Origin of the sequence: Vibrio olivae (assembly GCF_042428525.1) — a bacterium.
GTDB lineage: Bacteria > Pseudomonadota > Gammaproteobacteria > Enterobacterales > Vibrionaceae > Vibrio > Vibrio olivae.
On record NZ_JBHMEP010000001.1, the window covers coordinates 1,897,135 to 1,912,141 of the forward strand.

The window sequence follows — 15,007 nt, forward strand, 5'->3', positions numbered from 1 at the left end:
ATGTTTCAACATCACTTTATTTAGAAATCATAGCTCGCTGAAATGACCACCGTACGCGGCGCACCTTGGACTAAATAGTTACTCCCCGGATAACCACCAGCCGATGCCCAATAGCTCTTATCAGTTAGGTTGTTAACTCGAGCACGCAAGTTTAATTCGTGTCCACTCAGTTGCATCGCATAGCGAGCACCTAAATCAAAGCGTGTCCATGAACCAATTTCCATGCTGTTATCAGAGCTTGCATATTGAGAACCGGTATAAACGGTGCGACCTTCAAGCGTTAAACCTTGAACAAAAGGCGTTGCCCATTCAAGGTTAAGGTTGGCCTGAACTTCTGGCACACCAATAGCGTTTTTACCTTTTTCAGCACTAGAGGTACTCTTAACCATTTCACTATCAATCAGAGTTACTCCACCGACCACAGTTACATTGTCAATCGGTTGACCAAAGGCTGTCAACTCTAGACCACGATGACGCTGTTCGCCGTTATCGCCATAAGTGTCAGTCCCATCACCATTATCAATATACATATAGCTAGGTTTACTAATTTGGAATAACGTTAGCGTTGCGCCATATTCCCCTGTTTCATATTTAGCACCAACTTCATATTGCTCGGATTTTTGTACATCAAGAACCTCTTTAGCATTCGTCACTGCATGTCCGCTCGAGAAATTAGTATTACCTACGACTTCGCCTGGAATCAGGGCTTGAGAATAGTTAGCATAAAGCGATACATCAAAATTTGGCTGATAAACAACGCCTAATGACGGTGTGAACTCCGTAGCGCCATAATATCCTCCATCATTTAACTCAGCCGTTCCATAAGCAAAGCTCTTGGTTTCAATACGCTGTAAGCGCGCGCCAAGCATCACTTTAACTTGATCGTCAAGCATAGAAAGTTGATCTGCGAGTGCTAAGCTCCCATAGGTTGTACGCTCAGTTTCCTTAGGATCGTCCATATTACCGCCAAAATTTATCCCGCTTGGCTTATCAATCTGGGAATAATTATTCAGAAATCCGACTGGAATCTGATTTTGTGAATCTGACGTCACATACGCATTTTTGGAACGAGATTGATAAAGCGACCCTGAGAAAACCACAGTATGCGCGACGCTGCCCGTATCAAATTGGTGGCGAATACCACTGTCGGCAGAAAAGACGGTATCCTCACGAATATTATCAAAGAGGTAGGTTTTCAAATTACCATCAGAATCTGCGGTTGGATTTGCTAACAAATTATGCTCTTTCCCTTTCCGTGCGCCGCCTGCAAGCCAGATACTGGTAGAATCATTAAGATCATATTCACCACGGACTGCACCAAACAGTTGTTTGTCATCTGTGTATGTCCAATCTTGAGCATAATTACTGCTTGCATCAGGAGCTGAAGGAATTTCAGTTCCGGGAGTCACGGAAGGACGTGGAGAGTCAATATGGTGATCTTGATAGCCCACATCGGCTGACAAGCGGAAATTTTCGCCTTGATGATCAAACCCGACCGTCAATACGCCAAGTTGAGTATCTTGCTCATCAACACCATCTTCACCATCACGCGCTACCAAGTTGATACGAAGACCATTTTCTTGGTTATCACCAAATCGACGAGCAAAGTCCATCGCACCATAGGCTTGATCACCAGTTTGCGTCCCCACCGTTACGCGAGTTAATGGTTCACTCCCTGCACGCTTAGGAACCAAGTTAATTGCGCCGCCGATACCGCCGCCAGCCGTACCACCCGGCGAAGCTCCGTTCAGAAAAGAGTTCGCACCGCGCAATACTTCAACACGCTCCAGCATTTCTGCCGCGACATATTGGCGCGGTAAAATGCCGTATACCCCGTTGAGCGTCATATCATCAGAGAAGACGGGAAAACCACGCATCATATACAGCTCTTGGAAGTTACCAAACCCCGTCGCGACGCGGGCCGTAGGATCATTTTGCAATACATCACCAATACTTGCGGCTTGCTGGTTTTCGATCAGCTCTTGCGTGTAATTGGTTGAAGAAAATGGGGTATCCATGAGGTCTTGAGCCCCAAACATTCCGGCACGCCCGGTACGAGCGACTTGACCACCTTGATACGCATCACCTAAGTCAACTTGTGAACCAATAACGGTGACGACTTCCGTTGCCTCATCTTGAGAAACATTTGTTGCGTCATCGGCGAAAGATAGTGTGGAGTGAGCATACGAAAGCGCGGCGATCACGCTAAGCCCCACCCGAGAAAGGTGATACGGTGCCATAAAAAACCTCTGCTTAAAAATAATGAAATCAATAATATTGTTATAAAATCAATACTATTGCTAATGATAATAATTTTCAATATCAAACAAGAGGAATAACGGCGGCAAAATGCCGCCTATTATTGATGGTTATGCAGAAAAGGAGAGTCGGGCTTTTACACGGTTAAAAATGAGTAAGCCCAAAAAGTAGATCGCACCGATGATCGCGACTAGGGTTCCTGCTGCAACTTGATTTGGATACAACAAGACCTGCCCGAGCCAATCCGCCCACAGCATCGTTGTCCCACCAATCAAGCTACCAAAAAGCAGTTGTTGTCGTGTTTGCTGAGCGCCCAACATTCTTGCTAAATGCGGAGCAATTAAGCCCACGAACGCGACAGGCCCCATAGTGGCCGTCACGACGGCACACAGCATGGCGACCAATGCCAATAGCAGCATCGACATTAATGAAGTATTTAAGCCTCGAGCTTTGGCAAACTCACGACTGATGGAAAGCAGAGTCAAACCACGAGATGCAGAGAGGCTCAATATCAACATCACCAAAACCAAACCGCTAAGAAGTAGAGCCTGTGTATCGGTAACACGGTATGTAGAACCCGCTAACCACTGCAATATCGTGTAACTGTCTTGGCTGCCTTTCGATAAACAGAACTGAACAAAGGCTTGCAGCAAAGCACTCATTGCAATCCCAGTGAGAATCACGCTCGATGGTGCAAACTGGTGGCGTTTCCCCAAAAAGATCAACACCAACAACACCGCCATACTGCCAATAAACGCAACGCTCCACTGCGCCGAAAGTAGCGATTGCTCCAAAAAAATGGTGGCAAAAACCAGCGCAAACGTTGCCCCGGAGGAAACCCCTAAAATGTCAGGGCTTGCCAGTGGATTGTAGATCAAACGCTGAAGAATCGTTCCGGCAAGCGCTAACCCTACCCCTGTACACAATGCGGTGAGTGCACGAGGCCAACGTAGCATCCATTGATAATCGCTTGGCATAGCAAAATGCCACGTTTGTTCATCAACTTGGAATAGAAAATAGACCGCGATACCAATCATCAGCATGCCAATTACGCTCAGAGCTAACCCAGAGCTTAGTGATGAACGAGACCCCGGCAAGGCAACCGCCATCCCATCTTGAGCCTTTAATTGGCGACGGCTGAACCAGATAAGTGCGGGCGCACCAACCGCGGCGGCGGTCACCCCGCTAGGTACGACTTGCCCGGCCCATAAACTCATAAGCTGAGCAATGACATCGGTCATCAGAAGCAATAATGCCCCAAACAGTAGACTTGCAAACAGCTCCATTCTTGGCGTTCTCGCCCCAAGAACACGCACTATATTCGGCGTTAGGAGGCCGATGAAACCAATAATACCGACGGCAGTTATGGCGGCAGAGACTAACCAAATCCCGATCACCATCAAAACAAAAAACGCAGGAATAACCGAGAGGCCACGAGCTTCAGCGCCTTGCTGACCCAATCTGAGCAACGTCAGAATTCTTGGTGCCACTAGCAACAAAATAATCACAGGACTGAGGCGAGGAACAAGCCACTCGAGCATCTCCCATCCGTTTTGTGCCAAATCTCCCGCGCCCCACATAAATACATTTTGTGCATAATCTTGGTGAAGTAAAATAACCGCGCCCGCAATCGCACCGAGTAAAATATTAATCACCATTCCCGAAATCACCATTGGCAATCCGGTCATGTTATCCAAACCTGTGATTAACAGAATCATACTAAACGCGAGAAGTGCGCCTGCCATCGCAGCAAAAGCACTGTAATCATTGACCGCATCCGGCCACCAAATACTGAGAATCACCAATGCCAACCACGCACCTGATGACGTCCCCATCGTCAATGGGGACGTTAGCGTATTTTGAGTCAATTGTTGCATTAAACTGCCAACGACACCGAGCATAGCACCAACGACAAGCGTTATAACGGCACGTGGTAACTGTGCATAAGCAAACATAAAGTCATCAAAAGACTCGGCACTTGATGGATTAACAATCAGTTGCCATTGCTGCTCTACGGCGAGAGTCTGATTCAACTGTAGACTGAGTGCGGCACCGACAACCAGTAACCCAAAGACACTAAACAGAGTTTTCCAACCCATTACTTTTCTGTTATCTCCTGTCATTGTTGTGTCCAAGGGTTTGTACGTTTGGGTAGTAGCTTTATGCACATACAATCGCGACCTTTTTGTCTTGAGCCGCTTCAAGAGGCTGAGGGTGAGAAATCAACTTGATCGGAGTTTGATAGAGGTCGGAGAGCTTCTGCTCATCCATCTGCTGGTCAGCAGGGCCAGAAAATGCCACTTTACCTTGCTTTAACGCCACAATATGAGTCGCATAGCGTAGTGATAAGTTAAGATCATGAAGAATAACAATAATCCCGCAGCCTTGCTGTTGGTTTAATTCCGCTAACAATGCCATTAATTGATATTGGTGCTGAATATCCAGCGCTGAGGTCGGTTCATCGAGAATGAGAACCGGAGATTCCTGTGCTAATAGCATTGCGACCCATGCGCGCTGACGTTCCCCTCCGGAGAGTTCATCTACCAGCGTATCAGCAAAAGAACTCACTCCGGTTTTTTCCATTGCGGCGTCAATAATAGATGCGTCTTCTTTGCGCCAGCGTCCTAATGCACCGCGCCAAGGGAAACGCCCTAAACGGACTAATTCACGTACAGTAAGCCCTGCACTTGCCGGCAACTTCTGAGGCAAAAAAGCCACTTGCTTGGCCAAGTCTTTAGCCCCGTAGTGACTGATATCCTTAGTATCGAGTTCAATTTTACCGCTATCTGGTGCTTGCTGACCGGAAAGTAAACTCATTAATGTCGATTTCCCAGAGCCATTGTGGCCAAGCACCACAGTCAGTTGATCGGTTGGAATAGTAAGTTCATCGATCTCAAGAATCGTTCGTTGGCTACGAACCATTTTGACACCCGATACCTTGAACATAAGCGGCCCCTCAGTCTCCACTGCAACTAGTTGAGAACTATTTTAATTATCATTTATTAATAAGAGGGCTATTTTACTGATAATCAGAGTGATGAAAAGAGTAGCAAAACCAATTCTTTGTTGAGTAAAAGAAATTCGTCGTCAGTTTGTCCGAAATCAAACTTAGCGTGCACACCGCTTTTTACGCAGGTGTACTCACAAAAAACACTGAGAATAGAATACCAACCCACTCCCACACCGAGTATTCATGCGGTCAATTATTAATCAAACCTCTATAAAGCATAAAAGATATAAAAAAATAAAAATTGAGGTGACATTTCTTTAACCAAAAAACACACATAACAAATTGAATAATATAAAAATAATGACAAAAAAAGAAAGAACGTTCTAATTTTTCGAATGAGAGGAGCGAGTTTTTGCTATAGTCAAAAGTGTGAGCCACCTCTAATATTGACCTCAGGTAAACGAAACACATCGATTTCATTTACTCGTCAATTTAACGAATGAGGTAAATATTATGTTTAAACTAGCTACTGTAATTTTCACTGCTGCTGTATCAACTACTTTTGCTGCTGGCGCACTTGCATCCGACATTGAAATGAATGTTGTCGAACACGGTTCTGAGGCATCAGTTTTGGTCACTCGTGACGGCCAGCCTGTTGCAGACAAAACCATCCAGGTATCAGGTCTTGATCAAGATACGTATAAAACATCAACTGGTGGTGCTGTAATTGTACGCAATGATACACGTCAACTTCGCAAGGCAACTTTCACTGTAACAGCAGATGATGGTGAAAGCTTAACCACTCAAACATGGTTGGCTCGTCCTCAAAACTAATAACATAAAGGACAACCAACTCAATGGAACTGATTGGCATTACACAAAAGCATAATTAAGCGGCTGGTTCATGATGAACTGGCCGTTTTGTTTTTCTCCCCCTCTTCACAACTTACCTTTGTTTCATTTACTGACTCAGCTTTGAGAATAGGCACAATGATTTATTAGCGTACCTCGGTAAATTCTATATTTATCAAAGGGTGACGCGCCATTTATCGCAATATGGTTTTCGTTATTATTGACCTACGTCTAACAAGGTTTTAGAGCATCACCTCTATATTTTGCGCACTTTAAGCAAACCCGAATTTGCGTGCATGTCTGCCTTTTCTCTATGGCATCAGGCTTAGGTAAAAAAACTGTGTTAATCAAAAAAATTAATCCTCAAAATAATTTTATCTACCTGACTCTAGCCTTGATTGCATTGCTAGTGAGTAGCTCAATCCTCCCTTTACTTGAAAACCGACTGATTGATTCTCTATTTATGGGGTTTGTCACCCTAACTCTGGGAGTGTGTCTGTTTAGCCTTCGTTTTGACCCGCAGTGGTTTCGGTTTTTATTACTACTACTGGTTTTGTGGCTCGCTCTTAACGTTGCTCACTTAGTCTTTTCAACGCTACCACTTGAGCCATGGATGCTCGCCCTAAATTTTGTGTTTTTCTTATCGACGTTTAAATCGATTGCGAAACAGATCCTCTTTACTGACCAAGTCACCGCAAATCAAATCGTTGGCTCAGTCGCGCTGTTTCTTCTTCTGGGATTAGTATGGGCCTTTGCTTATCTAATCATTTTGCAGTTTATCCCTGAGGCATTTGCCGGTATTAAATCTCAATCATGGGTCAATAACTTTTCTCACATTGCCTATTTTAGTTTCGTCACCTTGACCACTTTAGGCTATGGCGATATCAGCCCAATCACGCCGTTATCACAAGTTTTAACGTATCTCGAAGCGATCGCGGGCCTGTTTTACATGGCCATTGTCGTCTCCAGTTTAGTGAGTGCTCACATTGCTCATAAAGGTAATCAAAATGCATAAACAATTCGAACAACGTCAGAATAAAATTTTCGTCAATAATATGGTGGAGTCTGCGATACGCATCGGTCTTCTGATCATCTTGTTGGTCTTTACTTACGACATCATTAAGCCTTTTATTATTCCTGTTCTGTGGGGAGCGATCATTGCTGTTGCACTGCTTCCAGTGACCAACCGGCTCGAAGTGTTACTGAAAGGACGGCGTGGACTCGCGGCAACGTTGGTCTCGATTGCCGGTATTTTAATTTTGATGTCGCCATTTTTAACTGTATCCGGCTCAATTTATGATGGAATAACGCACATCACCCACAGTTTGCAACAAGGTAGCATTGAACTTCCCAGGCCAACAGAAAAAGTCGCTAATATCCCGTTGATTGGCGGTAAGCTCTATGAAATTTGGGCGTTATTTGCCACCAATTTAGAAAAGGCAATTAGTAACTTCCTGCCTGAAATTAAAGCATTAGCCACCACTCTCGCCTCTATACTTGGCGGAGCCTTTACCAGTTTGGTGGTGTTTATTATTGCGTTAGCCATTTCAGGACTGTTCATGGCGAACTCCGAGAAAATCACCGCCACCTTACAAACGGTCGCAGTCCGCACTGCCGGTGAACAAGCCACAGAATGGACAGAAATGATCGCAGCAACCATTCGCAGTGTATTGGTTGGGGTGATCGGCGTTGCGTTTATTCAATCGATGATCATTGGAGCCTCATTCTTTGTATTTGGTATTCCTGGTGCAGGGTTATTAACCCTGTTAGTTTTGGTGTTGTGTATTGCCCAACTCCCTGCGTTACTGGTTGTGGCGCCAGTCATGTTTTATGTCTACTCCACCAGCGATACCACAACCACCACACTATTTGTCATTTGGGCTTTGGTTGGCGGATTATCTGATAATGTATTAAAACCCATGCTAATGGGGCGCGGAGTCGATATTCCGATGCCGATTATTCTCATTGGGGCGATTGGAGGCATGTTGTTTGCGGGGATTATCGGGTTATTCTTAGGCGCGGTCATTCTCTCTATCTGGTATGAATTATTTGTTCTGTGGCTAAAAAGATCGCCAGAGGCGAAAGCCTCCATCGCAGAAATCGTCGACCAAGAATAATCCTCTAACGGGCTGACTTGCGATTTAGCAAGTCAGCTTCTTGCCAACATAAAACGCCCACGATTCTACTTGTCCATTTTATACTGACGCCACATTTGCGTTATAAAAGGGATAAATATGCTGATTTTTCAACCATTTTTCAGCGTTAACGTTCAACCGCCCAACATTTAACCAACTGAATAAAACCTCAAACCAAGCACATACCTACTCTAAATTCGAAAATATAAGCCATTTCTAATTTATATCTCTAGTTATTGGCTCTATCAAAGTGTTTTGCGCCATCAATCACGCTTAATGACAGAAATAGATAAAACGTTTAACAAATGAATTACAAAAAGGGTAATATTCCGCTGGAATAACAAACACAACATACAAAAAAACAGGGAAATACTTATGCAGTCACTCGTTGATTTTCTTAACGGAATCATCTGGAGCCCTGCTCTCATCTATTTATGTTTGGGAGCCGGACTCTTCTATTCCGTCATGACACGTTTTGTGCAAATTCGGCACTTTTTTGAAATGTGGCGTCTTCTTCTATCCGGAAAAAGCTCAACCAAAGGCATCTCCTCTTTTCAAGCGTTAGCCGTTTCGCTTTCTGGTCGAGTTGGTACCGGTAATATTGCTGGCGTTGCCGCCGCAATTGGATTTGGTGGCCCTGGGGCTATCTTTTGGATGTGGATGGTCGCGTTTTTTGGGGCCGCAACTTCATACATTGAATCGACACTGGCACAGATATACAAAGAAGAAGATAAAGGCGAGTTTCGCGGTGGTCCAGCCTACTACATCGAAAAAGCCATGGGTCAGAAATGGTATGCATGGATTTTTGCCATCGCGACCATCTTCGCATGTGGCGTCCTGCTTCCTGGCGTTCAATCAAATAGTATCGGTAATGCGGTTGAAGCGGCCTTTGGCACTGGTGCGATGATCGAGACTGCAATTGGAACCTTTAGCTTTGCTAAGATCTTCACAGGAACCGTCATCTCGATCATTCTGGCATTTATTATCTTTGGTGGTGTAAAGCGTATCGCAAACTTCACTCAAGTTGTGGTGCCATTTATGGCGCTTGCCTACATCATTACCGCGTTTATCATTATTTTGCTCAATATCGGCGAATTGCCTCGCATTTTCTCTATGATCATCGATGATGCCTTTACACCGATGGCAGGCTTCGGTGCAGCCATTGGTTGGGGGGTAAAACGTGGTGTGTATTCAAATGAAGCAGGTCAAGGGACTGGTCCTCACGCAGCCGCAGCCGCTAATGTCGACCACCCAGCACAGCAAGGTTTAGTGCAGTCATTCTCCATCTATATTGATACGTTGCTTGTGTGTTCAGCGACCGCCTTTATGATTTTGATTACAGGCTCTTATAACGTACATGGCGACGATGGTTTCATCGTTCAAAACTTAGCTGCGAATATCGGAGCCAATGGCCCAGTCTTCACTCAGATGGCGATTGAAAGTGCCCTACCCGGTGTCGGCAAACTGTTTATTGCCGTTGCGTTGTTCTTCTTCTCCTTTACAACGGTACTGGCATATTACTACATCGCAGAAACCAATATCGCATACATTCGCCGCAGCGTGAAAGTCAGCGGTTTAATGTTCTTACTTAAACTGGTGATCATTGCCTCTGTCTTTTATGGAACGATTAAAACCGCAAACCTCGCATGGGCGATGGGTGATGTCGGCGTAGGCTTGATGGCATGGCTCAATATCGTTGGCATCTTAATTCTGTTCTTTATGGCGAAGCCTGCAATTAAAGCGCTGAAAGATTACGAAGAGCAACAAAAAGCGGGCGTTGAAGAATTTACCTTTAACCCTGTGAAGCTTGGTATCAAAGGGGCCAAATATTGGGAAGAAAAATACTTACGTCGAACTGGCAAAGCACCAGAACAAGAAGCGCCGACCGCTTCTACTGATGGTGAACGAGTGCCTTACTAATCGTAGCAAGCATTTCGTCTTTTAATAAAAGGGTTAGCCATATGGCTAACCCTTTTTTAGTTTCAAACATTTATTTATCGTCACCGGGATAGATTTGCTTCCAGTCTTTTTTCATATCCGCGATTAACCAGCCGCCAGCCTTGGCTTCATCCAGTCCTTTGTCTAATTTCCCAACCGAAGAGTGTCGGTCATACTGCCACTCCCGTTTCGCATCAGTATGGTGAACAAACATAGCCAATCGAGGCCCTTCACCTGCGATCGTCCATTGCAACATCGCTAAATCACCATCAGAGTTACCAAACGCAGCAACAGGCCTACGCCCAATCGCTTGATAAATTTCCACTGGCTTCATGGCTTTATCATTGTTTACCACTAACTCAGGCAAACGCGTGATTTGGGGTTTTCCATCAATAAGTTGGTATTCTGCCGCCATTCTCGACCCAATCACTTGCTCGGGAGGAATGTTATAGGTTGATGAAACCCAAGCTCGCATAAATGCATTGCCTCCACCAGAAACAATGAAAGTTTTAAATCCATGGCTACGGAAATAATTCATTAGCTCAAGCATCGGTTTAAACACCATCGAGGTATAAGGCTTACCCGTTGTCGGATGTTTCGCGGTGCTAATCCAGTCTTTAACGATTTTATCAAACTCATCACTCGACATGCCTGAATGCGTGGCTTCAACGATAGTCAGAATATCTTGTGTGGAAAGCTTATCGGTTTCCCCGTTTAGTACGTAAGAGAAAGGGGGGGTTTTTGGCCACTGGGGATGATCTTTGGCCAGCTGAGCGACACGATCTAGGGCAAAAAGCAACTGGAAATAAAGCGGCTTCTCAGACCACAAGGTTCCATCGTTATCAAACGTCGCAACACGCTCATCAAGTGGGACATACTGCTCCGAGTATTCATCCGTCGCCTTATCCATAAACTCAATAATAGCAGACTTAGTTGGGCCGTCATTCCAAGAAGGCAACGGATCGCTCTCTTTCGCCATCGCAGTTTGGCACAAAGCCAAACTTAACATCGCGATAAAAATGGCGCGCACGGATGTCACGAATATTTTCATTTTGGCAATTCCTGTTTGAGGTCATGTAAATAGGATCGGAGCCAGTTTAGGACACCAGCCAATATGAAAAATAAGAGCTAAGTTAATAACGTATTTTCTTAGATGAAACCGAAGAAATATCTTAAAAGTAATACGTTTCACGCACAAAAAAAGCGAGCTTATTGCTCGCTTTCTCTTTTCAAGCCTTCAGCGTTAAGCCGCCGCTTTTACCGCTTGTAAAGCTGGCTTTTTCTTATCGCCGACAGGTAACACAACGCGACCAAATTCGTTGTTAAGCACTTGGGCCATCGCGAAGTAAATCGCACTTGCGCCACAGAAAATGCCGACAACACCAGCGGTAAAACCAATCGCTTCACTGCCAGTAAAGTCACGAATCGCCAGTAACGCAAACAAAATTGTGAGTGAACCAAACACCACACGTTTCGCCACAGGGTAGCAAAAAGTACCGATAAACATAAAGCCAGTAAAGACGCCCCACAATGCTAAGTACCAACCCATGAAATGAGCCGGGCTCGCAGGTAGCCCCATATAAGGCATGACAATCAGACCAACCAAGGTCAACCAAAATAGACCGTATGAAGTAAATGCTGTAGTGCCAAAGGTATCACCACGTTTAAAGCACATGATACCGACAATCACTTGGCTTAGCCCACCGTAGAAGATGCCCATCGCAAGGATCATAGAATCCATAGGGAAAAACCCAGCATTGTGAATGTTGAGGAGAATGGTTGTCATACCAAATCCCATTAAACCTAAAGGTGCTGGATTAGCCAGTTTTGTCGACATCGAATAAAACCCTTTTTCAAAAATATGAATAAAAAATACGCGCGGATTTTAAATGCCTCATCGCCAAAAGATAAGATTGTATTTATGAAAACTAAGATTCCATTTATATAGTTATTGGGTTGATTAAAAACAAAAGCTCAACAAACGAAAGTAAATAATAAAAAATACATTATTAACAGATAGTTAAAAACAAAAAGCTCGCCTATTGCGAGCTTTTTTAAATCATTAACCTAATGTAAAGTACGTTATTCTAGAAGTGCCATTTCACTAACAAAGCGGCATTACGCTCATCCGCATCTTTAATACCAAACTTATTGTTCCAGAATGAGTACTCAATGCCTAAATACAGCGGCGAAGACAAACCTAGCAACTTACCAGCGTTCCACTTAACCTGTGATGTCCAGTTCATTTCAGCCGAGTTGGTATCTGATGCAGAGGACCAGTCTAAGAAACCATCCCATAAGAATTCTGCCCCGCCAATCTCTACCGGCAATCCCCACGTCCAGGTTAACTGCTGATCATCATCAGACTCATCGTTGTCGGCTTGATAAAAGTTAAGGTTGAAATAGTTAAACCCAGGAACATCAAGCGCAAAACCAACGCCATATAAAAAGTTATCAAATCCTTCACCAGATTCCCAAGTTGTTGAGATCAAAACATCTTTTACTGGACCAAAAGAAAGTGAAGAACCAGAAAGATGACTTAAGCTCGCACGAGGAGAAAACTCACTGTAGTTTTCAGTGGTCCCATCATCCCATTTCAAACGGTCTAAGAAGAAGAACGTATCGCCCCAAGAGTGGCCACTGGCATGCTCAAACGTGATGACTTGGCGATCCTTATCGCCGACTTCATAATCACTACCGTTCAAATAACTGACACTAAAGTCTTGCCAGATCATTTCAGCATTAGCCGTTGTTGCCGTTGCCGCCGTGCATAAACCGATGAGCAAAGTCGTCGTGACTTGTTTAGATTTCATTATCTGTCTTCCTTTACATAATTTTTATTAATATCTCCTAACTTGGGGGAAGCCCTTTCACTCTGAATGTATTTCCTCAAGCAAATGTGGCTCTATGGTGCCTGACGCTTTATGGTGGCAATGACTTCACCCCAAGTAAGCTACGCGTAGCAAAAAGCTGACCACTTGGTTAATTTATTTAAAAAAAATTAACAACATTATGATTATCAATAATATATGAATAATTAATCATCCTTTATTATTGATAGGCAGCGTTCTAAACGCATACTTTAGGTGCAAATTCCCGCTGCTTTTATCCAAAACTGTGCATAAAAACAGACTGTTATAGATCTAGGAATAATAAGTAATGTTGACTGGGGAAATTGCCTGGATGAAATACGGGAGTGAATACACTAAGAGCAAACGCATATCATTGACGACCAAACACCTTGATATGAGACGAGTGGAATCAAACTGGGACCAGTCTGTGGGGCGTTAGAAGGGCACTACGCTATTTTTCTCCACCTAGGAGATGCCGAATAACAGTGTTAATGTGGTGGTTAGGTATTCGCTTGACCTATAAATCAGACAAATACACATCAAAACCCTGAGATAGGAGATTTTACCCTCATGATTCATAAACCTAAACTCATTGGTATCGAGCAGTGATGGTAGTAACACTCATTGTTGTTTATATCCTTGGTATAGTGACAGCTTTGCATGCCGCCATGACCGCACGGACACCGACTGGCGCGGTCGCATGGGTTATTTCTCTTGTCACCGTTCCTTTTATTGCTATTCCTTTGTACGCCGTTTTTGGACGAAATCGCTTTCAAGGTAGAGTTGAAGCATTTGAGCAGCGAGCCAAAGAAATGAGTAATTTGAAGACCAATTGTGCTCAGCACCTTAGACCATGGCAAGTTCCAGAAAAACAATGCCCACATTGGTTTCAAGCAACCCAAGACATTTCCCAGCACCCAATCGTCAGCAATAACTCAATGACATTACTGATAAATGGGCACGCGACGTTCGAGAGTATCCTCGAAGGGATCGCACAGGCAAAGCAGTACATTCTTTTTCAGTTCTACATGATTCGAGATGATGAACTCGGGCAAAAAGTCAAAGCTGCACTCACAAAACGCGCCCAAGCAGGCATCAAAGTGATCGTCTTATTTGACGAAATTGGCAGTCAAGATTTATCCAAAACGTATGTCAAAGAAATGCGTTCACAGGGTATTGAGGTCAGCTCTTTTAAACCGAACCAAGGATGGTTAAATCGTTTTCAATTGAATTTTCGCAACCACCGAAAAATGGTAGTGATCGATGGCCTCAGCGCTTGGCTCGGTGGGCACAATGTTGGAGATGAGTATTTGGGGCGAAATCCAAAGTTAAGCCCATGGCGAGATACTCATATCAAACTCGAAGGGCCAGCGGTATTACCAATACAATTAACGATATTATCTGATTGGTACTGGGCAACTCGCAAAATCCCGACGGTCAACTGGACTCCCACCGCCTCCCATCAAAATAACCAGAAAGTGATGGTCTTTCCCACCGCGCCAACAGGCTCATTAGAAAACGCCAGCTTGTTTTTCGTCGCCGCCATCAATAGCGCTAAGCAACGTATCTGGTTATCTTCCCCTTATTTCATTCCAGATGAAGCGGTCATGAAAGCATTGCAACTTGCAGCCCTACGCGGGGTGGATGTACGAATAATTACGACAGGCAAGCCCGATAGCCTTCCTGTGTACTTGGCATCATTCCACTATATACAAAAGTTGTGCGAGCTAAACATTCGCTTTTATGCCTATAAGCCGGGGTTTCTGCACCAAAAAGCGATGTTGATTGATGAGCATACCTCAAGCGTGGGAACACATAACTTCGACAACCGCTCGTTTCGTCTTAACTTCGAGGTATCGGTGGTAACTGTCGATACAGACCTCGCCAACCAAATAGAAACAATGTTTGAGAAAGATTTCGATAATGCGCAACCAATAGATCCAGACGCTCTAAAGCAGCGACCTTTATGGTGGTGGTTGGGAGTGAAATTATCGCGATTACTCGCTCCAATACTATAAAAA

11 protein-coding genes are annotated in these 15,007 nt (G+C 44.3%); 5 read left to right on the forward strand and 6 right to left on the reverse strand.

All coding sequences use genetic code 11. The features are described 5' to 3' along the window. Window positions 1–20: 20 nt before the first annotated feature. From ACFFUV_RS08830 to ACFFUV_RS08840, 3 genes are all read right to left on the reverse strand, one after another. Complete coding sequence (locus ACFFUV_RS08830) at window positions 21–2,240, reverse strand: TonB-dependent receptor (protein WP_390191317.1); 2,220 nt, start codon at window positions 2,238–2,240, stop codon at window positions 21–23. 129 nt (window positions 2,241–2,369) lie between these two features. Further along, entirely contained in the window at window positions 2,370–4,358 is a 1,989-nt protein-coding gene (gene fhuB, locus ACFFUV_RS08835; RefSeq protein WP_390191913.1) for a Fe(3+)-hydroxamate ABC transporter permease FhuB, read from the reverse strand. Window positions 4,359–4,419: 61 nt separating this feature from the next. After that, window positions 4,420–5,205, reverse strand: a complete 786-nt coding sequence (locus tag ACFFUV_RS08840) for an ABC transporter ATP-binding protein (RefSeq protein WP_390191318.1) — start codon at window positions 5,203–5,205, stop codon at window positions 4,420–4,422. Window positions 5,206–5,722: 517 nt separating this feature from the next. On the opposite strand from ACFFUV_RS08840, the gene ACFFUV_RS08845 reads away from it, so the two are divergent. The 4 genes from ACFFUV_RS08845 (at window position 5,723) to ACFFUV_RS08860 (ending at window position 10,116) form a co-directional block, all read left to right on the forward strand. Then, on the forward strand, window positions 5,723–6,043 hold the full coding sequence (locus ACFFUV_RS08845; protein WP_390191319.1) for a hypothetical protein: 321 nt from the start codon (window positions 5,723–5,725) through the stop codon (window positions 6,041–6,043). A gap of 331 nt (window positions 6,044–6,374) precedes the next feature. Continuing rightward, window positions 6,375–7,076 (forward strand): potassium channel family protein, encoded by a 702-nt coding sequence (locus tag ACFFUV_RS08850; RefSeq protein WP_390191321.1) that lies wholly within the window; start codon window positions 6,375–6,377, stop codon window positions 7,074–7,076. Next, window positions 7,069–8,178, forward strand: coding sequence for an AI-2E family transporter (locus ACFFUV_RS08855; protein WP_390191322.1), 1,110 nt, complete (start codon window positions 7,069–7,071; stop codon window positions 8,176–8,178). Before ACFFUV_RS08850 ends, ACFFUV_RS08855 begins: the two co-directional genes overlap by 8 nt. 393 nt (window positions 8,179–8,571) lie before the next feature. Then, the gene (locus ACFFUV_RS08860; protein WP_390191324.1) at window positions 8,572–10,116 is read left to right on the forward strand and encodes an alanine/glycine:cation symporter family protein; all 1,545 of its coding nucleotides are present in this window, start codon (window positions 8,572–8,574) and stop codon (window positions 10,114–10,116) included. A 70-nt stretch (window positions 10,117–10,186) separates the two neighbouring features. Here the strand turns inward: ACFFUV_RS08860 and ACFFUV_RS08865 are convergent, their stop codons facing one another. The 3 genes from ACFFUV_RS08865 to ACFFUV_RS08875 all read right to left on the reverse strand — a co-directional run bounded on the left by ACFFUV_RS08865 (window position 10,187) and on the right by ACFFUV_RS08875 (window position 12,947). Beyond that, on the reverse strand, window positions 10,187–11,185 hold the full coding sequence (locus ACFFUV_RS08865) for an HAD family hydrolase (protein WP_390191325.1): 999 nt from the start codon (window positions 11,183–11,185) through the stop codon (window positions 10,187–10,189). 192 nt (window positions 11,186–11,377) lie between these two features. Next, window positions 11,378–11,971 (reverse strand): acetate uptake transporter, encoded by a 594-nt coding sequence (locus ACFFUV_RS08870; RefSeq protein WP_390191327.1) that lies wholly within the window; start codon window positions 11,969–11,971, stop codon window positions 11,378–11,380. A gap of 250 nt (window positions 11,972–12,221) precedes the next feature. Continuing rightward, complete coding sequence (locus tag ACFFUV_RS08875; RefSeq protein WP_390191330.1) at window positions 12,222–12,947, reverse strand: outer membrane protein OmpK; 726 nt, start codon at window positions 12,945–12,947, stop codon at window positions 12,222–12,224. Window positions 12,948–13,594: 647 nt separating this feature from the next. On the opposite strand from ACFFUV_RS08875, the gene cls reads away from it, so the two are divergent. Continuing rightward, entirely contained in the window at window positions 13,595–15,004 is a 1,410-nt protein-coding gene (gene cls, locus ACFFUV_RS08880; protein ID WP_390191332.1) for a cardiolipin synthase, read from the forward strand. Window positions 15,005–15,007 lie beyond the last annotated feature (3 nt).